The organism is Klebsiella sp. SYXHC3 (genome assembly GCF_057196925.1).
This window is the reverse complement of the sequence record NZ_JBXUNG010000005.1, coordinates 120,988-144,304: the sequence shown is the minus strand read 5'-3', so window position 1 is coordinate 144,304 and position 23,317 is coordinate 120,988. Positions and strand designations below refer to the sequence as shown.

Genomic DNA, 23,317 nt, shown 5'->3' with positions numbered 1-23,317 from the left:
TCAGTTGCGTTCAGTGCAACGTGGTTAAAAGGTTCGGGCTTGCTTGCCCACGGCGTCAACCACCGTCCCTTCTGGTATCGACGTATCCTCTGCAACCTTTAGCCATTTTTTGAAAAATTTTTGCCCCTCCGCCAATGGCGAAAATAACGCGCTTTTTCCCTCTTCTATTACGCCATCGCCTTTTTCACTTTTTCGGTAAACTTTTTCTCCACTGGGCCGATAACGCAATAAGCGAATAACGTCATTAGTAAGGAGAAACACCAATGGCATCGATCAGTTCCTTAGGCATCGGCTCAGGACTCGACCTCAACGGTTTACTGGACAAACTCAGCAAGGCGGAACAACAGCGCCTGACGCCGTATACCACTCAGCAAACCAGCTATAACGCGCAGCTAACGGCTTACGGCACGTTAAAAAGCTCGCTGGAAAAATTCGATAACCTGAGCAAGGAGCTGGCCAAGCCGGAGTTTTTCAACAGCACCACCGCCACCAAGCACGACCAGTTCACCATCACCACCACCAATAAGGCGGTGCCGGGCAACTATAGCGTTGAAGTGCAGAAGCTGGCGCAGCCGCAAACCCTGACCACCCAGGCGACGATTACCGACCAACAAGAGAAACTTGGAACCGCCGGCAACAGCGACCGCTCTATTACGATCACCGCCGGCGACCCGCCAAAAGAGACCACGATTCCGCTGAGCGACGACCAGACCTCGCTGCTGGAGATGCGCGATGCCATCAACGGCGCTAAAGCCGGCGTCACCGCCAGCATCATGCGCGTCGGCGACAATGACTATCAGCTGGCGCTGAGCTCCTCCACCACCGGCGAGAAAAACACCGTGTCGGTGCAGGTGAATAACGACGATAAGCTCGGCGCCATCCTCAACTACGACAGCAGCAGCAACAGCGGCGCGATGAAGCAGACCGTCGCCGGACAGGATGCGGAGATTATCGTCAACGGCACCAAAATTAAGCGCAGCACCAACTCGATTGCCGATGCGCTGCAGGGCGTCACCATCGACTTGAAAACCACCACCAAAGCCGGCGAACCGCAAAACCTGGTGATCGGCATCGATAAAAGCGGCACCGCCGACAAAATCAAAGAGTGGGTGGATAATTATAATTCGCTGCTCGACACCTTCGGCTCGCTGACCAAATACACCCCGGTGAAAAGCGGTGAAGCGCAAAGCGCCAAGAACGGCGCGCTGCTGGGCGATAACACCCTGCGCGGCATTCAGTCATCGATTAAAAGCGCGCTCAGCGCCGCTCAGGACAACCCGGAGCTGAAAGGCCTTGGCAACCTCGGGATCTCAACCAATCCCAAAACCGGCAAGCTGGAAGTCGACAGCACCAAGCTCAATAAAGCGCTCGACGAGAAACCGGATCAGGTCGCCAACTTCTTCGCCGGCAACGGTAAAGACACCGGGATGGCCACCGAAATCCATAATGAAATCCAGAACTATATTAAAGCGGGCGGCATCATCGAGAACTCGACCAAAAGCATCAACACCAATCTCGATCGCCTGAATATCCAGATCGACACTGTTTCCGACAGCATCCAGAACACTATCGATCGCTATAAACAACAGTTTGTTCAGTTGGATACCATGATGTCCAAGCTGAGCAGCACGGGTAACTACTTACAACAGCAGTTCTCGTCCCAGTAACCCTTAATCAGGTAATGAAACAGCATGTATAACCGTAGCGGCACGCAAGCCTACGCACAGGTCAGTCTGGAAAGCAGCGCGATGAGCGCCAGTCCGCACCAGTTAATCGTAATGTTGTTCGACGGGGCGCTTAACGCCCTGCTTCGCGCACGCATCCTGATGAATCAGGGGGATATCGCCGGTAAAGGCCTGGCGCTGTCGAAGGCAATCAACATCATCGACAACGGGTTGAAAAGCGGCCTCGACCACCAGCAAGGCGGCGAAATCGCCGATAATCTGGCGGCGCTGTACGATTATATGAAGCGACGCCTGATGCAGGCCAACCTGCATAATGACGAAGCGGCGATCGTCGAAGTGGTCAAGCTGCTGGAGAATATCGCCGATGCCTGGCGGCAAATTGGGCCAAACTATCAACCTGCTCAGGGTACATTGTGATGGAACGCCAACAGCAGCTTTTAGCCGCCTATCAGCAGATCCATACCCTGAGCAGCCAGATGATTGCCCTGGCACGCGCCGGGCAATGGGAAGCGCTGGTGGAAATGCAGTTTGCCTACGTGACGGCGGTCGAGAAAACCGCCGAATTTACCGGCAAAGCGGGGCCATCGCTGGCTCTGCAAGAGATGCTCAACGCTAAGTTGAAGCAGATTATCGACAATGAGGGAGTACTGAAAGGGCTATTGCAACAGCGGATGGAACAATTAAAAACGCTGATCGATCAATCCACCCGCCAGAACGCGGTCAACAACGCTTACGGCCAGTTCGACGATCGTTCGCTCCTGCTTGGCGAACTGCAGTCCGATAACGTGGTCGCCATTAAGAGCAAAAGCGAAGAATTACAATAACAACAACCTTACAGCCTGATATTCCGGCCAGGAAGCGCATGATGGGTCTCACCAGGGCAATGCAGAGTGTTGCCTGGTAAGCCATCGGCGGATTTTACAGGAGTGAATAAGCAATAATATATAATCAATTATTTCATTTACGCTTCATACATTCATCAATTAAATATTCTAAACATCGCGACAGCTAAAATAAGCCACTCACAGGCTTAGGGAAATATGCCTGTAAAATACTCTGTGTTATCTTGACCGGGTTAATCTGATATCTGTCACGAGGATAAAATATGGATGTATTCCTCTGGAAGTGAGCGCCCCTGCGTTGGCTCTTAAAGGTGTTTCATCAACGGTAAAAGGAATACAAATAGGCAATACCATATATGAAATTGATAATAAGTAATCACTCGATTTTCAAGTAGATAAGATAAGCTTTAAAAGCCATCGGGAAAGGTGTTAATTTCCAAACAGCAATCAGGATAAAAATAATGATTAGCGGATAAGTAAAATCATTACTTTCGAAGTTAAAAATCCACGAAACGACTATGGCAAAGGCAATACAAACAACAATAACGCCGCCCCAAAAACGTTTTCGTAAACTGTCGATCAAAGTAGCATAGGTTTCATTGTTACTTTCTTGCCGCGTCATGATTTCACGTAAGCGGGCAATCTCTTTATCGGTGAAGCCATGTTCACGAAGATCATCTTCTGTTAGCTGCTTTCCCACGCCAGGCTCCTCCATGCTGGTTATATATTTGTCCAACGTTTCCGACTGAAGATACTCGTTATATCGCTCAGCCAAATGCTCAGGTGTCATGCAGACAGCCGGGGTTACCACAGTCCGTGGAATATTGCCCCTGAAGTTGCCAGGGGTCAAGCGCGCGCGTTCATGCCATACAACGATTTCACGCCTGAGCCGCCAGAATGCGGTCAGTTTAAAAGAGATGCGTTACGCTACCGCCCCGCCTTCATCTTCCCAACGGCAGACCATGTGGTACATTTCCCGCTCGTCGTATTCATCGTGGAATCTATTCACAACACCCTCCAGAAGACCGTTAGCCATGCTCTAAGTTTAGTCACTGTTAAGGAGGGAGACAGATCAGAGGAAGTTGAAACGGCGGTTACTCGCTATCCTGTCGCCAGGTTTCATGAAACATCGCTATCGCGACAAAAGCTAAAACGACAAAAAATACAACGGTCTGAAGCCACAGCATAACGCCTCCGCGGAGCAAAATTTGCGCAGATTATTTGCCACCGGGCCGGGAAACGATAGTGAATTGCCATCCAAATTTAAATTTTCACCTTCCGCCGATAATACAAAGCAGATCTTTCTTGTACCTGACGGGGAGATACTAAATAACAGTAGAAACTTTTGGCGCTAAGCCAACGCTAAGGTAACAATCGTCGCAATGGTTCCCCAAAAGACCAACAAACCGAGAAAAATCCCAATCCAAACCTTACGCCGCAACTGATAGTCTACTTTTCCGGACATCTGCTATTCCAAATTAGAATTATTTTGGCAAGACCATACAGTTTGTAGTGCTAGTAGTCAGATCGTTTGTGTCGATCGATGAACGGCTATTGATCTGTATCCCCTATCAACTGTAATGATAATTTCGGATCACTCATTCACCAGTCGATGGGTCAAAATCAATGCAGAGGCGAGCAGTTTTTTGCCGTTGTCGCCGTAAATAGACAAAACCGCCAGCGTTAGCATAGCGGTTTGCAGGAAGCAATTGCGCCGGGATTGTATGACTAAACCGGCATATTCATAATGTCCTGATAGGCCGCCACCAGCTTATTGCGCACCTGCACGCCCATCTGCAACGAAACTGAAGATTTCTGTAAATCGACCATCACATCATTCAGGCTGATACCCGGCACGCCCAGCTCGAAGTTCTGCGCCTGTTGACGCGCGGCCTGCTGGGTATCGCTGATTTTACCCAGCGCGGCGGTCAATTCACTGGCAAAACTGACTCCCTGCGGTACGCTATTCTGCCCGTTATTTCCCGCCTGAATCGCCATCGCCTGCATCTGTTGCAGTACGCCTTCAATACCCTGAATCGCCATCTTTTCCTCAATACTGTCGTGATCGCCAGGCGCTATTTCACCCTGTACTTCTCCAATGCTGCACACCCTAACACAGCGATTTTTGCTTAAAGCGGTTAATTAGCCGCAAAAAACCCGGCTTATCGGGCAATCAGAATCATCTGATAAGACGAATAATGGCCTGCCCAGAAATGGGAGCGCCGCTATTGAGAAAAGATGTGTATCAGGGAGTCTGTTTTGTCACATAACGCTATCCATACCGTTCGTCAGCACGCCAGCGCGCGTCGCCGCCTGAACGCCAGCGAAGGATACCGCCAACCATGAGTGCCTCGTTATCCGCCGGCGAAAGCCGCGACAACGGCCTGCAGGCCATCTGGAGCCGTCTGCGCGCCAATCCAAAAATACCGCTGCTGGTGGCCGCCTCCGCCGCTATCGCCATTATCGTCGCGCTGCTGCTGTGGGCGAAAAGCCCGGATTATCGCGTGCTGTACAGCAATCTGAACGATCGCGACGGCGGCGCTATCGTCACCCAACTGACGCAGATGAACATCCCCTACCGCTTCGCCGAGAATGGCGCGGCGCTGATGATCCCGGCGGAGAAAGTGCATGAAACCCGTCTGCGTCTGGCGCAGCAGGGGCTACCGAAGGGCGGCGCAGTTGGCTTCGAACTGCTGGATCAGGAAAAATTCGGCATCAGCCAATTCAGCGAACAGATTAACTATCAGCGCGCTCTTGAAGGCGAACTCTCACGCACTATCGAATCGCTGGGGCCGGTGCAGAATGCGCGGGTGCACCTGGCGCTGCCGAAGCCCTCGCTGTTCGTCCGCGAGCAAAAGTCCCCTTCCGCTTCTGTCACCCTGACGCTGCAGTCGGGCCGTGCGCTGGATGATGGCCAAATCAACGCTATCGTCTATATGGTATCGAGTAGCGTCGCCGGCCTGCCGGCTGGCAACGTCACCGTGGTCGATCAGGCCGGACGCCTGCTGACGCAGTCTGACGGCACCGGGCGCGACCTCAACGCCTCGCAGTTGAAATATGCCAGCGAAGTGGAAAGCGGCTATCAGCGACGCATTGAAACGATCCTGGCGCCGGTGGTCGGCAGCGCCAACGTTCGTGCTCAGGTGACCGCACAGATCGATTTCGCCTCCCGCGAGCAGACCGACGAACAGTACCAGCCGAACCAGCAGCCCGATAAAGCGGCGATCCGTTCGCAGCAAACCAGCAGCAACGAGCAAATCGGCGGACCGCAGGTGGGCGGTGTTCCTGGGGCGTTATCCAACCAGCCGAGCGCGCCGGCCACCGCGCCGATTGAAACCGCTAAACCGGCGGCCAATAACGCCAGCAACGCGACCAACACCCGTAGCGCCGCGGCCAACAGCGGCCCGTTAAGCACCCGACGCGACGCCACCACCAACTACGAACTCGATCGCACCATCCGCCATACCCAACAAAAAGCCGGGACGGTGGAGCGCCTGTCGGTCGCCGTGGTGGTGAACTACAGCCTCAACGCCGACGGTAAAGCGCAGCCGATGAGTAAAGAACAACTGGCGCAGATTGAAGCGCTAGTGCGCGAAGCGATGGGCTACTCCAGCAGCCGCGGCGATAGCCTGCAGGTGGTCAATACGCCATTTACCGACAATCAGATGACCGGCGGCGAGCTGCCGTTCTGGCAGAGCCAGGCGTTTATCGATTTGCTGCTCGAACTGGGACGTTATCTGCTGGTACTGCTGGTCGGCTGGGTATTGTGGCGCAAGCTGATTAAGCCACAGCTGCAGCAGCGTCAGGCCGCACAGCAAGCCGCGGTCGCCGCCGCCAGCGCGCCGGTCGCTAAAGCGAACGACAGCCATAAACCAAGCAATGAGGAGCTGGCGCTGCGCCGTAAATCGCAGCAGCGCGTCAGCGCAGAAGTCCAGAGCCAGCGCATCCGCGAACTGGCGGATAAAGATCCGCGGGTCGTCGCTCTGGTAATCCGCCAATGGATGAGTAACGAACTATGAGCCTGACCGGAACCGATAAAAGCGCCATTTTACTGATGACGCTGGGCGAAGACCGCGCGGCGGAGGTGCTCAAGCACCTCTCCTCCCGCGAAGTCCAGCTTTTGAGCGGCACCATGGCCGGCATGAGCCAGGTCTCGCATAAACAGCTCGGCGAGATCCTGTCTGAATTTGAAGACGATGCCGAACAGTTCGCCGCCCTGAGCGTCAACGCCAGCGACTATTTGCGTTCGGTGCTGGTGAAAGCGCTGGGCGAAGAGCGTGCCGCCAGCCTGCTGGAGGATATTCTCGAATCCCGCGAAACCACCTCCGGGATGGAAACGCTCAACTTTATGGAGCCGCAGAGCGCCGCCGACCTGATCCGCGATGAACACCCGCAGATCATCGCCACCATCCTGGTCCATCTCAAGCGCGGCCAGGCGGCGGATATTCTGGCGCAGTTCGATGAGCGCCTGCGCAACGACGTAATGCTGCGTATCGCCACCTTCGGCGGCGTGCAGCCGGCGGCGCTGGCGGAGTTGACCGAAGTACTCAACAACCTGCTCGACGGCCAGAACCTCAAGCGCAGCAAAATGGGCGGAGTGCGTACCGCCGCCGAGATTATCAACCTGATGAAAACCCAGCAGGAAGAAGCCGTTATCGACGCGATGCGCGAATACGATGGCGAGCTGGCGCAGAAGATCATCGACGAGATGTTCCTGTTCGAAAACCTGGTGGAGGTCGACGATCGCAGTATCCAGCGCCTGCTGCAGGACGTGGACAACGAATCACTGCTGATTGCTCTGAAGGGCGCCGAGCAGCCGCTGCGCGAGAAGTTCCTCAAAAACATGTCCCAGCGCGCGGCCGATATTCTGCGCGACGATCTCGCCAACCGTGGGCCGGTGCGCATGTCGCAGGTGGAAAACGAACAGAAAGCGATTCTGCTGATAGTCAGACGGCTGGCGGAGAGCGGCGAAATGATTATTGGCGGCGGCGAGGACACCTATGTCTGATCGCATTAATTCCATGCCCTGGCAGCCCTGGTCGCTTAACGACCTCGGCGATGCAGGACCAGCTTTCGAACCACCGCTACCGACGTTGGATAACGAAGCCTTGCAGCCTGACGCTCAGGCGGAACTGCAGCAGCAGCTTGCCGCCCTGCGCCTGCAGGCCGAGCAGCAAGGTCAGCAATCCGGTTATGCCGATGGCCAGCAAAAAGGCTATGAAGCCGGATTTCAGCAGGGACTTGAGGAGGGCCGCCAGCAGGGGCTGCTGGAAGCACAGCAGCAGCAACAGCCGCTGACCGACCACTGGCAGCAGCTGGTGAGCGAGTTTCAGCACACCCTTGATGCGCTCGATTCGGTCATCGCCTCACGCCTGATGCAGCTGGCGCTAACCGCCGCGAAACAGGTGCTTGGCCAGCCGCCGGTCTGCGACGGCACTGCCCTGCTGACGCAAATTCAACAGTTGATCCAGCAAGAACCGATGTTCAACGGCAAGCCGCAGCTGCGCGTACACCCGCAAGATTATGAGCGCGTTGAGCAGCAGTTAGGCACCACCCTCAGCCTGCACGGCTGGCGGTTGCTGGCGGATGGCGATCTGCATCCCGGCGGTTGTAAGGTCAGCGCCGAGGAGGGCGATCTCGACGCCAGTCTCGCCACCCGCTGGCACGAATTGTGCCGCCTCGCCGCGCCGGGAGATCTGTGATGACCGCCCGTCTCGGCCGCTGGCTGAATTCGCTTGAAGCGCTGGAGCAGCGTATCGCCCGTACGCCGACCGTACGACGCTATGGCCGTCTGATCCGCGCCACCGGTCTGGTGCTGGAGGCCACCGGCCTGCAGCTGCCGCTCGGCGCAACCTGCCTTATCGAGCGCGACGGCGGCGGCGGCGTGCAGGAAGTGGAAAGCGAAGTGGTCGGCTTTAACGATCAGCGGCTGTATCTGATGCCGCTGGAAGAGGTCGAAGGGATTGTGCCAGGGGCGCGGGTTTACGCCCGCAGCGCGACGGACGGCCAGCACGCTGGTAAACAACTGCCGCTGGGCCCGGCGCTGCTGGGACGCGTGCTCGACGGCGGCGCCAGACCGCTTGACGGTCTGCCCGCGCCGGAAACCGGCTATCGCGCGCCGCTGATTACCGCGCCGTTTAACCCGCTGCAGCGTACCCCTATCGAGCAGGTGCTGGACGTCGGCGTGCGCACCATCAACGGCCTGCTGACCGTTGGGCGCGGCCAACGTATGGGACTGTTCGCCGGCTCCGGCGTCGGTAAAAGCGTGCTGCTGGGCATGATGGCGCGCTACACCCAGGCCGACGTTATCGTCGTCGGCCTGATCGGCGAACGCGGCCGGGAAGTCAAAGACTTTATCGAGAATATTCTCGGCGCCGAAGGCCGCGCGCGTTCAGTGGTGATCGCCGCCCCGGCGGACGTATCGCCGCTGCTGCGCATGCAGGGCGCCGCTTACGCCACCCGCATCGCCGAAGATTTTCGCGATCGCGGCCAGCACGTGCTGCTGATCATGGATTCGCTCACCCGCTATGCGATGGCGCAGCGAGAAATCGCGCTGGCGATCGGCGAACCGCCTGCAACCAAAGGCTATCCGCCATCGGTATTCGCCAAACTGCCGGCGCTGGTTGAACGCGCGGGCAACGGTATCAGCGGCGGCGGTTCGATCACCGCCTTCTATACCGTACTCACCGAAGGGGACGATCAGCAGGATCCGATCGCCGATTCGGCGCGCGCGATCCTCGATGGTCACGTGGTGCTGTCCCGACGTCTGGCGGAGGCCGGTCACTACCCGGCCATCGATATTGAAGCCTCGATCAGCCGCGCGATGACGTCACTTATCGATGACGAACATTATCGCCGGGTACGCACCTTTAAACAGACGCTGGCCAGCTTCCAGCGCAACCGCGATTTAATAAGCGTCGGCGCCTATGCCGCCGGTAGCGACCCGCTGCTGGATAAAGCCATTACCCTGTATCCGCAAATGGAGACCTATCTGCAGCAGGGAATTTTCGAGCGCTGCGGTTATGACGAAGCCTGTCTGCAGCTACAGCAGCTGATTGTTTAACGCCATCGGAGACGCCACGCGATGAAAGCACAGTCCCCTTTGATTACCCTGCGCAATCTGGCCCAGGAGGCCGTCGAACAGGCGGCGCAGCGTTTGGGCCAGGCGCGCCAGGCGCAACAGGCCGCCGAGCAACAGCTGACGATGTTGCTTAACTATCAGGACGAGTACCGGCAAAAGCTCAACAGCACCCTTTCTGGCGGCATGGAAAGCTCGCGCTGGCAGAACTACCAGCAGTTCATTGCCACCCTCGAACAGGCTATCGAACAACAGCGCCAGCAGCTTCTGCAGTGGGGGCAAAAGGTGGATCACGCCGTGAAGCAGTGGCAGGACCATCAGCAGCGGCTGAACGCCTACGATACCCTGCACACGCGCGCGCAAAACGCCGAGCTGCAGTTGGAAAACAAACGCAATCAAAAATTGATGGATGAGTTCGCGCAACGCAGTACACAAAGGAATACCGCTTCATGAATCTCAATGCTTTGCCCGCCCTTAGCCTACCCGGCGACGCCAGCGCCCTGGCGGATCTGGCGCTCGATGACGCTCAGCTGTCATCTGCCTTTGCGCAACTGCTTGGCGCGCGCTTCACGCCCGCGCAAAGCGGCACGCTGCCGCCGGCGGCGCTGAGCGCCGACGATGAAAGCGCCCCGCCGCTAAGCCGTAACCAGCTTAACCAGCTGCTGGCCGCGCTTGGCGAACGCGGCGCGCTGCTGGGCAATGCGCTACCGACATCGGCGGAAAACGCCGTCGACACAACAGCGAAAAAAGAGGATACGCGCCCGGATACGCCACCGCTCAGCGAGGCGAAAGCCTTAGATCCGGCGACGCTGCAGGCGCTGTACGCCATGCTGCCGGCGGCAATCGTCGCCCCGCCGCCGCAGACCGCGCTACCGCAGACCGCGCTACCGCAGGCTCAACCAGCTGCGACCAGCGGCGATAAAACCGCGCTCCACATCGGCAACGCGGCGACTCAGCATGTCGCGAACCTGCCGGAAGGCGAAGCGGCGGCGAAGCCGCAGCCGGGCACGGATCCCCTTAGCGGACAAAATCTGCCTTCTCCTGTTGTGCAGACCGCGACCACGCCGCAGCACGATATGGCCGAACGTCCGGCGGAGAATACTCCGGCGCAGCCAGCCGCCGTCGCTTTCGCCGCCGCCAGCCCCAGCCAGAGCGCCACGCCCGCCAGTGCGCTGGTAACCGCGCCGCCGACGCCGCAGCTTTATGCCCAGCTTGGTAGCCCGGAATGGCAGCAGGCGCTGAGCCAGCAGGTGCTGATGTTCCACCGCAACGGCCAGCAGAGCGCCGAACTGCGCCTGCATCCGCAGGAGCTGGGGGCGCTACAGATCACCCTGCAGCTCGACGATAAACAGGCGCAGCTGCACATCGCTTCCGCACACGGTCAGGTACGCGCGGCGGTCGAGGCGGCTATGCCGCAGCTACGTCACGCGCTGGCTGAGAGCGGAATCAACCTCGGTCAGAGCAGCGTTGGCGGCGAGGCGACGCCGCAGTGGCAGCAGCAAAACGGTAACGGTGAAGGCCGTGCCAGCTACGCTGAACGCCATGGCGGCGGCAGCGATGCCGCGCCGATTGAGCCAGTCAGCGCCCCGGCAGCCCTGCAGCGAATGGCCAACCAGCTCAACGGCGTCGATATTTTCGCCTGAGGGGCGCTAAACGGCCAATCTGGCCCCCATTTGCCCGTTTATTCCGGCTATTGCCTCGCGCGTTAGCCGCGATAATACCTTTATATGTCATACGTGCGGCGCCGCCGCGCGTGATGCCCGTCAGCAACGCGGCGGGCGGAACAACAGGAATTTGATTTGGCTATGTCTCAAAACTCCCTTCCGGCAACCGCGCCCAAACGCCCCTTACTGATCATCCTGCTGACGATCGTCGCCGTGGCCGCCTGTGCTGCCGCAGGTTACAGCTGGTGGCTGCTGCAACAGCGCGACGGCGGCGCGCAAACCGCCATCGAAAAGGAAAAACCGCCCGCGCCGCCGGTATTTATGCCGCTGGATACCTTCACCGTCAATCTGGTGACCCCGGACAACGATCCGGACCGCGTACTGTATATCGGCCTGACGCTGCGCCTGCCGGATGAAGCAACCCGCCGCCAGCTTAATGATTTCCTGCCGGAGGTACGCAGCCGCCTGCTGATGCTGCTCTCGCGTCAGGAGGCCGGTCATCTGGCCAATGAGCAGGGCAAACAGCAGCTGGTCGCGCAGATCAAAGAGACGCTGAGCGCGCCGCTGGTTAAGGGACAACCGAAGCAGGTGGTCAGCGATGTGCTGTTCACCGCCTTCATACTGCGGTAATCACCATGGGCGATAGCATTCTTTCACAGGCAGAGATCGACGCCTTGCTCAACGGCGACAACACGGGCGATGAGCCCGAGAAGGTTGTCGGCGGTAAAGAGAGCGAGGTTAAGCCTTACGATCCGAATACCCAGCGCCGCGTGGTGCGTGAACGCCTGCAGGCGCTGGAAATTATCAACGAGCGTTTTGCCCGACAGTTCCGCATGGGATTGTTCAACCTGTTGCGCCGCAGCCCGGATATCACCGTCGGACCGATTAAAATTCAGCCGTACCACGAGTTTGCCCGCAACCTGCCGGTGCCGACCAACCTTAATCTGGTACACCTGAACCCGCTGCGCGGCACGGCGCTGTTTGTCTTCGCGCCGAGCCTGGTATTTATCGCCGTCGATAACCTGTTCGGCGGCGACGGGCGTTTCCCGACCAAGGTCGAAGGCCGCGAATTCACGCCCACCGAACAGCGGGTCATCAAACGCATGCTGCGCCTGGCGCTGGACTCCTACGGCGACGCATGGAGCGCAATCTATAAGATTGACGTCGAATATGTGCGTGCGGAAATGCAGGTCAAATTCACCAACATCACCACCTCGCCGAACGATATCGTGGTGACCACGCCGTTCCAGGTGGAGATTGGCGCGCTAAGCGGTGAATTCAATATCTGTATTCCTTTCGCCATGATTGAACCGCTGCGTGAACTGCTGACCAATCCGCCGCTGGAGAATTCCCGTCAGGAAGATAGCCAGTGGCGCGAAACGTTGGTCAAGCAGGTGCAGCACTCTGAGCTGGAGCTGATTGCCAACTTCGTCGATATCCCGATGCGCTTATCGAAAATACTTAAGCTGCAGCCAGGCGACGTTTTACCGATAGATAAACCGGATCGCATTATCGCCCATGTCGACGGCGTGCCGGTGCTGACCAGCCAATATGGCACCTTAAACGGGCAGTACGCCCTTCGTGTTGAACACTTGATTAACCCTATTTTGAATGCTCTGAGTGAGGAACAGCCCAATGAGTGATCCTAAGCAACCGTCTGGCGCAGGAAAGGAATCCGTAGACGATCTGTGGGCTGATGCGCTTAATGAACAGCAGTCGTCTGAGAAATCCAGCGCCACCACCGATGGGGTGTTCAAATCGCTGGAGGCCCAGGATGCGCTCGGCAGCCTGCAGGATATCGATCTGATCCTCGATATTCCGGTAAAGCTGACCGTTGAACTGGGGCGCACCAAAATGACGATTAAAGAGCTGCTGCGCCTGTCGCAGGGATCGGTTGTCGCGCTGGATGGCCTGGCGGGCGAACCGCTGGATATCCTGATCAACGGCTATCTGATAGCCCAGGGCGAAGTGGTGGTGGTGGCCGATAAATTCGGCGTGCGCATTACCGATATCATTACCCCGTCCGAACGTATGCGTCGGTTGAGCCGCTAATGACCGCCCCCGTTACCGTGCAGGCCAGTCAACCGGTTACCGAACCGGCAATATCCGGCGGCTCGGCGCTCATGCAGGTAAGCAGCGCGCTCGGCGCGATTCTGCTCCTGATCCTGCTGGCCGGTTGGTTGTTCCGCCGTCTCGGCTTTGCGCCGCAGGCGCGCAACGGCCGGTTGCTTAACCTGCGCGCCAGCTGCCAGGTTGGCCAGCGCGAGCGCGTGGTGGTGGTAGAAGTCGATAATACCCTGCTGGTGCTGGGCGTCACCGCCCAGCAGATCACCCCGCTTCATCAGTTCCCGGCGCCGCCGCGTGATGAAGATAACACGGCGCTCACGCCTGCGAACGACTTCCGCCAGCTGATGCAAAACGTCCTCAAACGCCCGGAAAAATAGCCATGTTCCCTACTCTGTTCGCTTGCCTTCGCCGTCGGGCGCCGTGGCTCGCCGCCGCGTTACTGCTGCTGAGCCCTGCCGCCTTCGCACAGCTGCCGGGGCTTATCAGTCAGCCGCTGGCCAACGGCGGCCAGAGCTGGTCGCTGCCGGTACAGACGCTGGTGCTGTTGACCTCGCTGACCTTCCTGCCGGCGATGCTGCTGATGATGACCAGTTTTACCCGCATCATCATCGTACTGGGTCTGCTGCGTAACGCGCTGGGCACGCCTTCCGCGCCGCCGAACCAGGTGATGCTTGGGCTGGCGCTGTTCCTGACCTTCTTTATCATGTCGCCGGTGTTCGACAAGGTCTATCAGGAGGCGTACCTGCCCTTCAGCCAGGACAAGATCGGCCTTGATACGGCGCTGGATAAAGGCGCGCAGCCGCTGCGCGAATTTATGCTGCGCCAGACCCGCGAAAGCGATCTGGCGCTGTACGCTCGTTTGGCCAACCAGCCGCCGCTGGCCGGGCCGGAGGCGGTACCGATGCGTATTCTGCTGCCCGCCTACGTCACCAGCGAACTGAAAACCGCCTTCCAGATTGGTTTTACGGTGTTTATTCCGTTCCTGATTATCGATTTAGTGGTCGCCAGCGTGCTGATGGCGCTGGGGATGATGATGGTGCCGCCGGCGACGATCTCGCTGCCGTTTAAGTTAATGCTTTTTGTGCTGGTGGATGGCTGGCAGCTGCTGCTGGGCTCGCTGGCGCAGAGCTTCTATTCCTGAACCGCCGGAGAACAATCATGACGCCAGAATCCGTGATGGCCATTGGCACCGAAGCGATGAAGGTCGCCCTGGCGCTGGCCGCCCCGCTGCTGCTGGCGGCGCTAATCAGCGGGCTGGTGGTCAGCCTGCTGCAGGCCGCCACCCAGATTAACGAGATGACCCTATCGTTCATCCCCAAAATTCTCGCGGTAGTGGCGACGATTATTATCGCCGGACCGTGGATGCTGAACCTGCTGCTGGACTATATGCGCACATTATTCAGCAACCTGCCTAATATTATCGGCTAGCCGTGATCCCCTTTGACAGCGCCCAGCTTAGCGAATGGCTCAGCCAGTATTTCTGGCCGCTGCTGCGTATTCTGGCCCTCATCAGCACCGCGCCGGTGTTGAGTGAAAAGCAGATAAGCAAAAAGGTAAAAATCGGCCTCGGCGGCCTGATTGCGATACTGATCGCCCCAACGCTGCCCACCAACACGATCCCCATTATCTCTGCTGCCGGTTTATGGCTGGCGATTCAGCAGATCCTGATCGGCGCGGCGCTGGGGCTAACGATGCAGCTGGCTTTCGCCGCGGTACGCCTCGCCGGCGAAGTCATCGGCATGCAGATGGGGCTATCGTTCGCCACCTTCTTCGACCCCAGCGGCGGCCCCAATATGCCGGTGCTGGCGCGGCTGCTGAACCTGCTGGCAATGCTGCTGTTTTTAAGCTTTGACGGCCACCTGTGGCTGATCTCGCTGCTGGCCGACAGTTTCCATACCCTGCCGATCCAGAGCCAGCCGCTGAACGGCAACGGTTTCCTGGCGCTCGCCCAACTGGGTTCATTAATCTTTATCAACGGTATGATGCTGGCGTTACCGCTGATTTGTCTGTTGCTCACGCTCAATATCGCCCTGGGTCTGCTCAACCGTATGACGCCGCAGCTATCGGTATTCGTGATCGGTTTCCCGGTGACCATGACCTTTGGCATTATGACCCTCGGCATGATGATGCCGATGCTGGCCCCCTTCTGCGAACACCTGTTTGGCGAGATGTTCGATCGCCTGGCGGCCGTTATCGGCGGTATGACGTTTTAACCTTGCCGTTATTTCCCTCTTTTTCGCCGGACAAAATGGCAATAAAAACCGTTTACTGGGATAAAAGCCTGGAAAAACGTTTTTATTGCTACTAAGGTCCGAATGTTCATAGCGGCTTGAATTAAAAAATAGCCACCCTACAATAAAGCCTGAATTTAATTGTTAGTGAATTTTATTTTTTAGAAAAATTGAAACCTCGGGAAACGCAGAATATTTTCATGCGTGGGTTTAGTGCATCTTTAATAAAATAAGGAGCGACATCATGATTAAGGCGAAAGGTAACCGTATAGCGCGGCGCATATTAGGCCTGCCCCACTGGGAAAGTAACCGATTTAAAATCGTGCTGGCCGACACTGCAGCTGGCGGAAAATGGAAAGTGGTGAAGAAAAAGAAATAATCCTGACTGGCAATTGTTCTATCCGCAACATAATTCCAAATTGCACAGTGCGGTAGCCCCGGTAAGCGGCAGCGCCACCGGGGATTTTGAGGCCACCGGCAGTTTCAGCAAGCATGGTGAATAAATTAAAGGCAGGCCGCACTGTTATCGGTTTGCAACTTTTTTAAGGGTTTTCCCGGACGCGGCGCGTTGCGCCTTCTCCGGGCTACCAAATCGCAAAGCGCTATAGCCCCGGTAAGCGGCAGCGCCACCGGGGATATTAAGGCAACCAACACAGGCAGTTTCAGTTCGCAATGGTACGTTCCGTAGGTCGGGTAAGGCGTTAGCCGCTACCCGACAAAAATATTCCTGCCGGTTTCCATTCTAAATTTGACCATCAAAGATATAGATATTGCCTGATTCGGAAAAATAAAAGAGTTAATAATATAGTCAAGGAAAAACAACGCCTCTTTACTCTATAATTGCTTTCTTTAAACGAATACGCTCACACAGCATGACGCAGCGCCCGTATTCCCTTTCCAGTCTGACGACGCAGCAGCGCAAGCAGCGTTGACACTTCCGAATAACCCACGTCAGCGGTAATCGTCTCAATATCTTTCCCCTCGGCAAGCAGCTGCTTTACTCGTTCGACCCGCAATTGCTGAAAAAAAGCCAACGGTGATTTCCCCAGCGCGGCTTCCATTCTGCGCTGTAAGGTGCGCGGATGCACGTTAAGCGCACCGGCGGCCGCCTGCAGGGAAAATCCCTGCGCCAGATGCGCCCGCGACCAGTGCTCAAAGCGGTTGATCAGGTCATCGGCATGCTGAGGATAACCTGCCGGCAGGCGTGAAACCTGAGGATGGCGGATATCAGCCGCCATCGCTGTCGTCAGCAAATCCGCAAGCGGCGGGCTGCTCTGGCGAATCAGCCACAGCGCCAGCTCCACATGGCCCATCATAGCGCCGGGAAGCATTGGCGGGGCCGCATTGAGCCATGACGTTGTGGCGGCCTGCTCATTGAGCAAACGGCTATCAGCCAGGATGAAGGTATTTAAACAGGCAGCGGCAATTTTAACGCCGTGCTTCGCCATGTTTTGCAAAAACCGCTTAGCGGCAGCAATATCGTGCCAGCCATCCGGTGGCGATTGTCGTGCGTGAACGTTGATCGCCGGCACCACAATCCAGTCGGGATAATCCAAACCCGATGCCTGATGAGCAGGAATACTCAGCCCATGGGCTGATTTAACCTGCCCGGTCATTGCAATCATTTGCACATCAAAGCGAGAAATATTCATGCTCTGGCGTCGCGCCATATCATTGGCCGCGGCGAACGTATCCAGCAACGTCGCTAAGCCGGTGTCGAAAACGCCATCCAGAGCCAGAATATTTATCTTCATGTCGTTAATGGTATTGAAATTGTCATTTTTGCATATGGTTCTATTTTAACCTTAGCCATAGACTTTCCTCTATCGTTATTAATTACCAGAGCCAAATAACATGAAAAATAACCCTGAACTGCTTATCCTTACGTTAATTTGTCTGCTAACGGTTATGATGTGGATCCCCTATATTATTGCCAGAGCCACGCGCGTTAACGTCGCGCCCGCAGCGGGTAATGGCCATTCGCCATCAACCGGGCTGTCGCCCTGGGCGCAGCGTGCACAAAAGGCGCACGCCAACGCGGTAGAAAACCTCGTTATTTTTGCCCCACTGGTTGTGGCCGCCGCGTTGCTTAACGTCAATAACGCCATAACGTTAATTGCGGCTACAATTTATTTGCTCGCGCGCATCGTCCATTATATTGCGTATACCGCCGGGATCCCCGTTATCCGGACGCTCGCCTTTCAGAGCGGTTTTGTCGCGACGGTTACTATTGCGATAGTTATTTTAAGTTCCGTTTTTTGAGGTTAAAAACTCCCGGCGTTCTCTGCCAACGCCAGGCTTTGTAGCGCCGTCTTCAGCCATTTGGTTGCCCCTCGCTGCCCGCCGCGTTTATGGGAATAGATCTTCACGGTGAACGGGCTGATGGCGAACGGCAAAGGAAAAATCGCGATCGGGGCGGCATGAAGGAACTTCTCTGCGGCATAACGAGGAATCGCCATTAACAGATCGCTTTGCGCTACAATAAACGGCGCGCTAAGCATTGAGGGGGTTTTGAGCGCTATCTGCCGGGTATAGCCTAATTCCTGCAGACGTAAATCCAACACCCCCTGCTTTTCGTTCCACGGCGTGACCACCAGATGCCGCGCGGCGAGATAATCCGCCAGCGTCAGCGCCGTGCGACGGGTATGGCTGATAACCACATACTCATCCTCAAACCAGTCAATTTCCTCCAGTTCATGATGACGAATATCTTCAGCGGTGCTGAAGCCCAGCGCCAGATCCACCTCCCCCGCCAGTAGCTCCGTCAGCGCCGGGCTATGTGGCAAATAACGGAGCTCAAAACGCAGGCCCGGCGCTTCATGCTGCAGCTTTTGCATTAGCGCAGGGAAAATGCATAACGCGGTGAAATCGGTAATGGCTATCTGGATCCGCTCTGTGCTGTCGGCGGCACTAAATTCTGGCTGTCGCGTGAGTTCCTGATTAAGCAATTTCAATACTGAAGCGATGGAGGGCGCGAGTTGCGTGGCATAGACGCTCGGGCACATCCGATGCCCTTCGCGAAAAAACAACGGATCGTTCAGCGCCACGCGCAGCCGCGACAGCGCGTGGCTCAACGCGGATGTACTCATCGCCAGCTCATCGGCGGCGAGACGAACGGAACTGTGGCGATAGATGGCATCAAAAACAAGCAACAGATTGAGATCGAGGCGTCTGAGCGCCGGATGCATAATATTCATCATTGGGTGATTTCATTGCACTTAATTCTTCTGACAATACCCCCTATGCTTAGCGTCATCAATATCATTAACGTGTGAATACGACAGGAAAAATAATGAGTATTACGATTCGACAGGCCCGTCCGGACGATGCTTCTGCCATCTACAACATGATTTATGAGCTGGCGGTGTATGAAAAAGCCCCGCAGGAAGTGGTTACTACCCCCGACGAGATCCGCGAAACCTTGTTTGGCGACGACAGTAAGACCGAAGCGCTGATCTGCGAAATTGACGGTAAAACGGCGGGCTATGCCGTGTTCTTCACCAGCTATTCAACCTGGCTCGGACGCAACGGTATTTATATGGAAGATTTGTATATCTCACCGGATTATCGCGGCCAGGGCGCGGGTCGAGCGCTGCTAAAAACCATTGCCCGGTATGCGGTTGCGCGCCGCTGCGGACGCCTTGAGTGGAGCGTGCTGGACTGGAACCAGCCGGCCATTGATTTTTACCTCAGTATTGGCGCCGCGGCGCAAAGCGAATGGGTACGCTATCGCCTCGATGGCGAAGCGCTGGTTAATTTTGCGGAGCAATAACATTGGTTACAGCATCACTCAGCTTGCTCTTTGCAAAAAGCACAGCAGCCCCGAAAGAGCGGAGCTGCTGAAAGGCAAGTTAGTACGCTGTTTCAGTCTGCGATGAATCCTGCACTACCTGTAGAATATTGGCCGCGGCGGCGGTACCCATTTTGACGTAAGAGGCGTCGCTTACGCCGCCAACGTGCGGAGACAGAATGACATTTTCGACCCGCTCCCAGATGTGCGGCGTAGTGAGTGGTTCGCTGTTAAAGCTATCGAGCGCCGCCCAGCGCAATGCCCCCCCTTTTAATGCCGCTGCCAGCGCTGCATCGTCGATTAATCCGCCCCGCGCGGTATTAACCAGGATGGCGCCGGGTTTACACTGTGCCAGCGTAACGGCATTTATCATTCCCCGATTTTGCGGCGTTAAGGGACAATGAATGGAGACAACATCAGCCTGCGCGAGAAGGTCTTCGAGTACATCAACACGTTCGCATCCGGGAGGAACCGTGGCGGCATAAGGATCGTAAGCCAACACCTTCATACCGAAGGCGCCGGCAATTTTCGCCACCCGACTGCCAATCGCCCCCAGACCAATCAGCCCCAGCGTTTTGCCTTCCAGTTCGAGCGATTTATGCGTCGATTTATCCCAGTGCCCTTCGCGCAGGCGGCGGTCAAGCGGAATGATTGACTTGGCACAGGCCAGAATTAATGCCCAGGCGTGTTCTGAAACCGCCGCGGCGTTAGCGCCTGTCGCCGCGCGAACCATGATGCCGCGCGCCGCCGCCGCTTCGACGTCAATGACATCAATGCCGCTGCCATGCTTGGAAATGACCTTCAACGCCGGAGCGGCATCCATCACAGATGCCGTAATCTTGCCATAGCGCACTAATATGGCGACCGGATTATGCTGCTGACATAATTCTATCAATTGGTTTTCTGTTGGTTGGCGGCCAGCAAACACGAGCTCATAATCTTCCAGCATGCCGAGCGCCGCTTCGGCCAAATCGCTGCCGGTTACCAGTACGACTTTTTTAGCGCTCATGGCAATGCCTCCCCTTCGCTCAGCATACCCGCCTGACGCAACGCATTCTCCAGCCAGTGTGGGCGAAGATCGCCATCGTGGATAGCCGACAGACGTTTGACTTCCCCTTCCAGTTTACCTTTCGCCAGCTCAATGATGGTGCCTACTTCATCGCGGGGGATAACCACCACGCCGTCAATATCCCCTACCACCAGGTCACCCGCCTGCACCGCGGCGCCCGCGACCGAAATAGCATGATTGACCCGGCCTGGAATGAACTTGGTTGGACCACACGGATTAAGACCGGCTGCGAAAACAGGAAAGCTTTGTTTACTTAAGGTTTCAGCATCGCGAACCGCGCCGTCAATGATGATACCTGCGATGCCGCTGGCCTGCGCCTGCGTGGCCATGATCTCACCCAGTAAAGCGCAGGAGAGATCGCCCTTGCCGTCTATCACTAACACATCGCCAGGTTTGGCGACGGCCATCGCCGCGTGAATAGCCAGATTATCTCCCGGACGGACCTCTACGGTAATCGCCGGGCCGGCCACAGCCATGTTTGGCGCCAGTGGCTTGATACGGCCATGTAATGTGCCGCGGCGTCCGGCTACGTCGGCGAGAATCGCCGCCTGATATTCAGCGGCCTGACGGACCTCCTCCGCGCTAACGCGCTCAATATCCACATTGATTAATTTCTGTTGTGATGCAGGCATGGTTAGTCTCCATTTGTTTTACTATGTACAACACGGATGTACTATATAAAACAACTATACGAGCATTGCTTCTCTTTTCGCCAGCGCTGAGAGCGTGTTTGTGATGTAAACACGATGTTAATCACAAAATTCAGGTACAATTTTGTTCGGCCAAAAGGAGAAAATGATGGGGAATGAAGGCGTAATTGCCGTTGAAAAGGCGCTCGCTTTACTGGATTGCTTCCGGCCCGGTAATGACAGCCTGACGTTAACTGAGCTGGCCCAGCTTTCGGGATACCACAAAACCACCGTTTATCGCTTAATGAATTCGCTTGAGCGTATGAACTACATTATCCGGCATGATGATGGCACCTATACGCTCGGCCACCGTCTGCTCTATCTCGGCAAGCTTTATGAGCAATCATTTCAGCTTGCGAGAATTGTACAACCGGAATTGCAGGCGCTGTCTCAGGCCTCCAGTGAAAGCGCGAGCTGGTATGTGATAGAGGGCGGCCAACGCCTGTGTCTGTTCCGCGCCGAAGCGTCAGAGGGATTACGCCATAGCAACCTGCCCGGCAGTCAATTTCCACTGGATGGCTCCGCTATCAGCAAAGTTTTACGTCATTGGGGACTGGGTGAGGCGCTTTCGGAAGACGAAGAAACGCTGCCGTTCTATACCTCTGGCGCGCGCGATCCGCACACCGCGGCCTTCGCGATGCCGGTTTTTGGCGTCCACGATAACCCCATCGCGGCACTGGCGCTGACAGGACCGTCATCGCGTCTGACTGCGGACCGCAAAGAAAGCGGCCTCAGCCAGCTAATGCGCGAGACGGCCAACCGCCTGTCGATCAAGTTAGGAGCCAGTAAATCCTTCTGCGAAACGTTTTACGATATAAAAGAATAACGTATGTTGAAAAGGCGGGAAAAACCCCGCCTTTGCTTATTAATGGGTGACCGGTTTTTCCTGACCGGCAGGCTGCGAGTAACGGCGTCCCATGATCAGCACCGCGATACCGCCTGCCAGGCACAAGCCAGCCAGTGGTAGCATCGCCAGCGTATGGCTTCCTGTCTGTTCGCTAATCACACCATAGGCATTCACCATCACCACTCCGCCAATCAGATTAGCTATCGCGCCGATTGCCGCCAGCCCCGCGGCGGCTGAGGTGCTGCTCATCCAGCCTGAGGCCAGCGCCCAGAATGGCCCCTTCGCCGAATAAGCGCCAATTAATATGGTACTGAGAATAACAATGGTAATCGGCAGCGAGAGATTGATGAACGCCGCGAATACGCCAGCCGCAATCATAAAGAGGGTGAGAGCCGTGTGCCAGCGACGTTCATTAGTGCGATCCGAACTCCGGCCCCAGACAATCATCAGCACCGAGGCCAGGCCATAGGGGATAGCATTAAGCAGCCCGGTAGTCAGGTTATCAAGATGGAAAGACTTCAGTAGCTGTGGCGACCAGACGCTAAGCGTGGTGCCAGCAGACGACGCGCCGGCATAAATCAGCGCCATCAGCCAGATTTGGCGGTGCTTCAACAGCTGCCATGTGCTGATGTGGCCGATCTGTTTCTGCTGTTGACGCTCTGCCTGAAGGGTGTTTTCCAGCCACGCTTTCTGCCGCTCGTTCAACCAGCCAGCCTGATGTGGGCGGTCCCGCAGGATAAAAAATGCGGCTATCCCCAGCAGCACCGCAGGCAGCCCCTCAATAATGAATAACAGATGCCAGCCGCGCAGCCCAAACCAGCCATCCAGCGTCAGGATCAAACCTGAAAGCGGTGAACCGATAAAGTTAGCCAGCGGAATGGCCACCATAAAAGAGGCAATAATACGCGCCCGGTAACGCGAAGGGATCCACCAGGTAAGATAGAGCACCACGCCCGGGAAAAAGCCCGCTTCCGCCGCTCCCAGCAGAAAACGCACGATATAAAGGGAGGTTGTATTTTGCACCAGCGCCATGCACATCGATACCACTCCCCAACTGATCATTATCCGCGGGAGCCACAATCGCGCGCCCACCTTCTGCATCGCCAGGTTGCTGGGTACCTCAAATATAAAGTAGGCGACAAAATATAAGCTGCTGGCGAAGCCAAAAGCCGCCTTGCTCAGGCCCAGATCCTCATTCATCTGTAGCGCAGCCATACCTATATTGCCCCGGTCAATAATCGAGACCAGATAGCTTACGACCAGAAAAGGCAGGATGCGCCAGATAACCCGCCGCATGGTCTCTTTTTCCAGCGCATCGTTGTCGATAGCGCTATTCGGTGATTGTTCGGTCATTG

The 23,317-nt window shown here is 56.5% G+C and carries 29 protein-coding genes; 20 read left to right on the top strand and 9 right to left on the bottom strand.

From position 1 onward, the window contains the following. Positions 1 to 24: 24 nt before the first annotated feature. Positions 25 to 270 carry a hypothetical protein gene (locus tag AC2CGP_RS14900; RefSeq protein ID WP_015367282.1) on the bottom strand — a complete coding sequence of 82 codons (246 nt, stop codon included), beginning with the start codon at positions 268 to 270 and terminating at the stop codon, positions 25 to 27. On the opposite strand from AC2CGP_RS14900, the gene fliD reads away from it, so the two are divergent. Genes fliD through fliT form a run of 3 tightly spaced genes read left to right on the top strand, consistent with a single transcriptional unit; the run spans position 264 to position 2,509 of the window. Next, a complete protein-coding gene (fliD, locus tag AC2CGP_RS14895; RefSeq protein WP_032711349.1) occupies positions 264 to 1,667 on the top strand; it encodes a flagellar filament capping protein FliD in 1,404 nt (467 codons plus the stop codon). The genes AC2CGP_RS14900 and fliD overlap by 7 nt on opposite strands. Before the next feature lie 24 nt (positions 1,668 to 1,691). Continuing rightward, positions 1,692 to 2,102 (top strand): flagellar export chaperone FliS, encoded by a 411-nt coding sequence (gene fliS / locus AC2CGP_RS14890; protein ID WP_015704959.1) that lies wholly within the window; start codon positions 1,692 to 1,694, stop codon positions 2,100 to 2,102. After that, entirely contained in the window at positions 2,102 to 2,509 is a 408-nt protein-coding gene (gene fliT, locus AC2CGP_RS14885) for a flagella biosynthesis regulatory protein FliT (RefSeq protein WP_045397410.1), read from the top strand. The genes fliS and fliT overlap by 1 nt, the downstream gene beginning before the upstream one ends. Positions 2,510 to 2,903: 394 nt before the next feature. Here the strand turns inward: fliT and AC2CGP_RS14880 are convergent, their stop codons facing one another. From AC2CGP_RS14880 to fliE, 3 genes are all read right to left on the bottom strand, one after another. After that, complete coding sequence (locus tag AC2CGP_RS14880; protein WP_228304185.1) at positions 2,904 to 3,317, bottom strand: hypothetical protein; 414 nt, start codon at positions 3,315 to 3,317, stop codon at positions 2,904 to 2,906. Positions 3,318 to 3,878: 561 nt separating this feature from the next. Continuing rightward, positions 3,879 to 3,992, bottom strand: a complete 114-nt coding sequence (locus AC2CGP_RS14875; protein ID WP_071609815.1) for a YmiA family putative membrane protein — start codon at positions 3,990 to 3,992, stop codon at positions 3,879 to 3,881. 263 nt (positions 3,993 to 4,255) lie between these two features. Then, positions 4,256 to 4,570 carry a flagellar hook-basal body complex protein FliE gene (gene fliE, locus AC2CGP_RS14870; protein WP_015367290.1) on the bottom strand — a complete coding sequence of 105 codons (315 nt, stop codon included), beginning with the start codon at positions 4,568 to 4,570 and terminating at the stop codon, positions 4,256 to 4,258. Positions 4,571 to 4,869: 299 nt separating this feature from the next. Here fliE and fliF point away from each other — a divergent pair, with 299 nt between their 5' ends. The 14 genes from fliF to sra all read left to right on the top strand — a co-directional run bounded on the left by fliF (position 4,870) and on the right by sra (position 15,946). After that, positions 4,870 to 6,546, top strand: a complete 1,677-nt coding sequence (gene fliF, locus AC2CGP_RS14865; RefSeq protein ID WP_484502383.1) for a flagellar basal-body MS-ring/collar protein FliF — start codon at positions 4,870 to 4,872, stop codon at positions 6,544 to 6,546. Beyond that, the gene (gene fliG, locus AC2CGP_RS14860; protein WP_020079200.1) at positions 6,543 to 7,535 is read left to right on the top strand and encodes a flagellar motor switch protein FliG; all 993 of its coding nucleotides are present in this window, start codon (positions 6,543 to 6,545) and stop codon (positions 7,533 to 7,535) included. The genes fliF and fliG overlap by 4 nt, the downstream gene beginning before the upstream one ends. Further along, the gene (gene fliH, locus AC2CGP_RS14855) at positions 7,528 to 8,229 is read left to right on the top strand and encodes a flagellar assembly protein FliH (protein WP_042892810.1); all 702 of its coding nucleotides are present in this window, start codon (positions 7,528 to 7,530) and stop codon (positions 8,227 to 8,229) included. The genes fliG and fliH overlap by 8 nt, the downstream gene beginning before the upstream one ends. Then, positions 8,229 to 9,590: a flagellar protein export ATPase FliI gene (gene fliI / locus AC2CGP_RS14850; RefSeq protein WP_484502382.1), complete on the top strand. Its 1,362-nt coding sequence runs from the start codon at positions 8,229 to 8,231 to the stop codon at positions 9,588 to 9,590. Before fliH ends, fliI begins: the two co-directional genes overlap by 1 nt. Positions 9,591 to 9,611: 21 nt before the next feature. Beyond that, the gene (gene fliJ / locus AC2CGP_RS14845; protein WP_015367295.1) at positions 9,612 to 10,058 is read left to right on the top strand and encodes a flagellar export protein FliJ; all 447 of its coding nucleotides are present in this window, start codon (positions 9,612 to 9,614) and stop codon (positions 10,056 to 10,058) included. Further along, positions 10,055 to 11,248, top strand: coding sequence for a flagellar hook-length control protein FliK (locus tag AC2CGP_RS14840; protein WP_213759514.1), 1,194 nt, complete (start codon positions 10,055 to 10,057; stop codon positions 11,246 to 11,248). Before fliJ ends, AC2CGP_RS14840 begins: the two co-directional genes overlap by 4 nt. A 162-nt stretch (positions 11,249 to 11,410) precedes the next feature. Beyond that, positions 11,411 to 11,899 (top strand): flagellar basal body-associated protein FliL, encoded by a 489-nt coding sequence (gene fliL, locus AC2CGP_RS14835; protein ID WP_015367297.1) that lies wholly within the window; start codon positions 11,411 to 11,413, stop codon positions 11,897 to 11,899. A gap of 5 nt (positions 11,900 to 11,904) precedes the next feature. Then, positions 11,905 to 12,912: a flagellar motor switch protein FliM gene (gene fliM / locus AC2CGP_RS14830; protein WP_209162584.1), complete on the top strand. Its 1,008-nt coding sequence runs from the start codon at positions 11,905 to 11,907 to the stop codon at positions 12,910 to 12,912. Beyond that, a complete protein-coding gene (gene fliN / locus AC2CGP_RS14825) occupies positions 12,905 to 13,321 on the top strand; it encodes a flagellar motor switch protein FliN (protein ID WP_015367299.1) in 417 nt (138 codons plus the stop codon). The genes fliM and fliN overlap by 8 nt, the downstream gene beginning before the upstream one ends. Then, positions 13,321 to 13,713: a flagellar biosynthetic protein FliO gene (fliO, locus tag AC2CGP_RS14820; RefSeq protein WP_045360128.1), complete on the top strand. Its 393-nt coding sequence runs from the start codon at positions 13,321 to 13,323 to the stop codon at positions 13,711 to 13,713. The genes fliN and fliO overlap by 1 nt, the downstream gene beginning before the upstream one ends. Before the next feature lie 2 nt (positions 13,714 to 13,715). After that, positions 13,716 to 14,477 carry a flagellar type III secretion system pore protein FliP gene (gene fliP, locus AC2CGP_RS14815; protein WP_020079205.1) on the top strand — a complete coding sequence of 254 codons (762 nt, stop codon included), beginning with the start codon at positions 13,716 to 13,718 and terminating at the stop codon, positions 14,475 to 14,477. 17 nt (positions 14,478 to 14,494) lie between these two features. Next, entirely contained in the window at positions 14,495 to 14,764 is a 270-nt protein-coding gene (gene fliQ, locus AC2CGP_RS14810) for a flagellar biosynthesis protein FliQ (protein ID WP_015367302.1), read from the top strand. A gap of 2 nt (positions 14,765 to 14,766) precedes the next feature. Then, a complete protein-coding gene (gene fliR / locus AC2CGP_RS14805; protein WP_209162582.1) occupies positions 14,767 to 15,549 on the top strand; it encodes a flagellar biosynthetic protein FliR in 783 nt (260 codons plus the stop codon). Positions 15,550 to 15,811: 262 nt separating this feature from the next. Next, positions 15,812 to 15,946, top strand: coding sequence for a stationary-phase-induced ribosome-associated protein (gene sra / locus AC2CGP_RS14800; RefSeq protein WP_015367304.1), 135 nt, complete (start codon positions 15,812 to 15,814; stop codon positions 15,944 to 15,946). A 484-nt stretch (positions 15,947 to 16,430) separates the two neighbouring features. Here the strand turns inward: sra and AC2CGP_RS14795 are convergent, their stop codons facing one another. Further along, positions 16,431 to 17,321, bottom strand: coding sequence for a helix-turn-helix domain-containing protein (locus AC2CGP_RS14795; protein ID WP_045365521.1), 891 nt, complete (start codon positions 17,319 to 17,321; stop codon positions 16,431 to 16,433). A gap of 100 nt (positions 17,322 to 17,421) precedes the next feature. Here AC2CGP_RS14795 and AC2CGP_RS14790 point away from each other — a divergent pair, with 100 nt between their 5' ends. Further along, positions 17,422 to 17,829, top strand: a complete 408-nt coding sequence (locus tag AC2CGP_RS14790; protein WP_046884168.1) for an MAPEG family protein — start codon at positions 17,422 to 17,424, stop codon at positions 17,827 to 17,829. Between the two features lie 2 nt (positions 17,830 to 17,831). Here the strand turns inward: AC2CGP_RS14790 and AC2CGP_RS14785 are convergent, their stop codons facing one another. After that, the gene (locus AC2CGP_RS14785; protein WP_032711340.1) at positions 17,832 to 18,767 is read right to left on the bottom strand and encodes a LysR family transcriptional regulator; all 936 of its coding nucleotides are present in this window, start codon (positions 18,765 to 18,767) and stop codon (positions 17,832 to 17,834) included. A 92-nt stretch (positions 18,768 to 18,859) separates the two neighbouring features. Between AC2CGP_RS14785 and AC2CGP_RS14780 the strand changes: the two genes are divergently transcribed. Beyond that, positions 18,860 to 19,339, top strand: coding sequence for a GNAT family N-acetyltransferase (locus AC2CGP_RS14780; protein WP_015704946.1), 480 nt, complete (start codon positions 18,860 to 18,862; stop codon positions 19,337 to 19,339). A 79-nt stretch (positions 19,340 to 19,418) separates the two neighbouring features. Here AC2CGP_RS14780 and AC2CGP_RS14775 read toward each other — a convergent pair whose 3' ends face one another. Both AC2CGP_RS14775 and AC2CGP_RS14770 read right to left on the bottom strand, forming a co-directional pair. Continuing rightward, positions 19,419 to 20,366, bottom strand: a complete 948-nt coding sequence (locus AC2CGP_RS14775) for a hydroxyacid dehydrogenase (RefSeq protein WP_048230758.1) — start codon at positions 20,364 to 20,366, stop codon at positions 19,419 to 19,421. Next, positions 20,363 to 21,058: an RraA family protein gene (locus AC2CGP_RS14770; RefSeq protein ID WP_015704944.1), complete on the bottom strand. Its 696-nt coding sequence runs from the start codon at positions 21,056 to 21,058 to the stop codon at positions 20,363 to 20,365. The genes AC2CGP_RS14775 and AC2CGP_RS14770 overlap by 4 nt, the downstream gene beginning before the upstream one ends. A gap of 166 nt (positions 21,059 to 21,224) precedes the next feature. Here AC2CGP_RS14770 and AC2CGP_RS14765 point away from each other — a divergent pair, with 166 nt between their 5' ends. Beyond that, complete coding sequence (locus AC2CGP_RS14765) at positions 21,225 to 21,941, top strand: IclR family transcriptional regulator (RefSeq protein ID WP_015704943.1); 717 nt, start codon at positions 21,225 to 21,227, stop codon at positions 21,939 to 21,941. Positions 21,942 to 21,980: 39 nt separating this feature from the next. Here the strand turns inward: AC2CGP_RS14765 and AC2CGP_RS14760 are convergent, their stop codons facing one another. Continuing rightward, positions 21,981 to 23,315 (bottom strand): MFS transporter, encoded by a 1,335-nt coding sequence (locus AC2CGP_RS14760; RefSeq protein ID WP_015367312.1) that lies wholly within the window; start codon positions 23,313 to 23,315, stop codon positions 21,981 to 21,983. Between the last annotated feature and the right edge of the window lie 2 nt (positions 23,316 to 23,317).

Bases quoted from the DNA above. Each gene is read 5' to 3' on its own strand.
- fliD (WP_032711349.1), top strand. From the start codon at position 264: ATGGCATCGATCAGTTCCTTAGGCATCGGCTCAGGACTCGACCTCAAC.
- AC2CGP_RS14900 (WP_015367282.1), bottom strand. From the start codon at position 270: ATGCCATTGGTGTTTCTCCTTACTAATGACGTTATTCGCTTATTGCGT.
- fliS (WP_015704959.1), top strand. From the start codon at position 1,692: ATGTATAACCGTAGCGGCACGCAAGCCTACGCACAGGTCAGTCTGGAA.
- fliT (WP_045397410.1), top strand. From the start codon at position 2,102: ATGGAACGCCAACAGCAGCTTTTAGCCGCCTATCAGCAGATCCATACC.
- AC2CGP_RS14880 (WP_228304185.1), bottom strand. From the start codon at position 3,317: ATGACACCTGAGCATTTGGCTGAGCGATATAACGAGTATCTTCAGTCG.
- AC2CGP_RS14875 (WP_071609815.1), bottom strand. From the start codon at position 3,992: ATGTCCGGAAAAGTAGACTATCAGTTGCGGCGTAAGGTTTGGATTGGG.
- fliE (WP_015367290.1), bottom strand. From the start codon at position 4,570: ATGGCGATTCAGGGTATTGAAGGCGTACTGCAACAGATGCAGGCGATG.
- fliF (WP_484502383.1), top strand. From the start codon at position 4,870: ATGAGTGCCTCGTTATCCGCCGGCGAAAGCCGCGACAACGGCCTGCAG.
- fliG (WP_020079200.1), top strand. From the start codon at position 6,543: ATGAGCCTGACCGGAACCGATAAAAGCGCCATTTTACTGATGACGCTG.
- fliH (WP_042892810.1), top strand. From the start codon at position 7,528: ATGTCTGATCGCATTAATTCCATGCCCTGGCAGCCCTGGTCGCTTAAC.
- fliI (WP_484502382.1), top strand. From the start codon at position 8,229: ATGACCGCCCGTCTCGGCCGCTGGCTGAATTCGCTTGAAGCGCTGGAG.
- fliJ (WP_015367295.1), top strand. From the start codon at position 9,612: ATGAAAGCACAGTCCCCTTTGATTACCCTGCGCAATCTGGCCCAGGAG.
- AC2CGP_RS14840 (WP_213759514.1), top strand. From the start codon at position 10,055: ATGAATCTCAATGCTTTGCCCGCCCTTAGCCTACCCGGCGACGCCAGC.
- fliL (WP_015367297.1), top strand. From the start codon at position 11,411: ATGTCTCAAAACTCCCTTCCGGCAACCGCGCCCAAACGCCCCTTACTG.
- fliM (WP_209162584.1), top strand. From the start codon at position 11,905: ATGGGCGATAGCATTCTTTCACAGGCAGAGATCGACGCCTTGCTCAAC.
- fliN (WP_015367299.1), top strand. From the start codon at position 12,905: ATGAGTGATCCTAAGCAACCGTCTGGCGCAGGAAAGGAATCCGTAGAC.
- fliO (WP_045360128.1), top strand. From the start codon at position 13,321: ATGACCGCCCCCGTTACCGTGCAGGCCAGTCAACCGGTTACCGAACCG.
- fliP (WP_020079205.1), top strand. From the start codon at position 13,716: ATGTTCCCTACTCTGTTCGCTTGCCTTCGCCGTCGGGCGCCGTGGCTC.
- fliQ (WP_015367302.1), top strand. From the start codon at position 14,495: ATGACGCCAGAATCCGTGATGGCCATTGGCACCGAAGCGATGAAGGTC.
- sra (WP_015367304.1), top strand. From the start codon at position 15,812: ATGATTAAGGCGAAAGGTAACCGTATAGCGCGGCGCATATTAGGCCTG.
- AC2CGP_RS14795 (WP_045365521.1), bottom strand. From the start codon at position 17,321: ATGAAGATAAATATTCTGGCTCTGGATGGCGTTTTCGACACCGGCTTA.
- AC2CGP_RS14790 (WP_046884168.1), top strand. From the start codon at position 17,422: ATGAAAAATAACCCTGAACTGCTTATCCTTACGTTAATTTGTCTGCTA.
- AC2CGP_RS14785 (WP_032711340.1), bottom strand. From the start codon at position 18,767: ATGATGAATATTATGCATCCGGCGCTCAGACGCCTCGATCTCAATCTG.
- AC2CGP_RS14780 (WP_015704946.1), top strand. From the start codon at position 18,860: ATGAGTATTACGATTCGACAGGCCCGTCCGGACGATGCTTCTGCCATC.
- AC2CGP_RS14775 (WP_048230758.1), bottom strand. From the start codon at position 20,366: ATGAGCGCTAAAAAAGTCGTACTGGTAACCGGCAGCGATTTGGCCGAA.
- AC2CGP_RS14770 (WP_015704944.1), bottom strand. From the start codon at position 21,058: ATGCCTGCATCACAACAGAAATTAATCAATGTGGATATTGAGCGCGTT.
- AC2CGP_RS14765 (WP_015704943.1), top strand. From the start codon at position 21,225: ATGGGGAATGAAGGCGTAATTGCCGTTGAAAAGGCGCTCGCTTTACTG.
- AC2CGP_RS14760 (WP_015367312.1), bottom strand. From the start codon at position 23,315: ATGACCGAACAATCACCGAATAGCGCTATCGACAACGATGCGCTGGAA.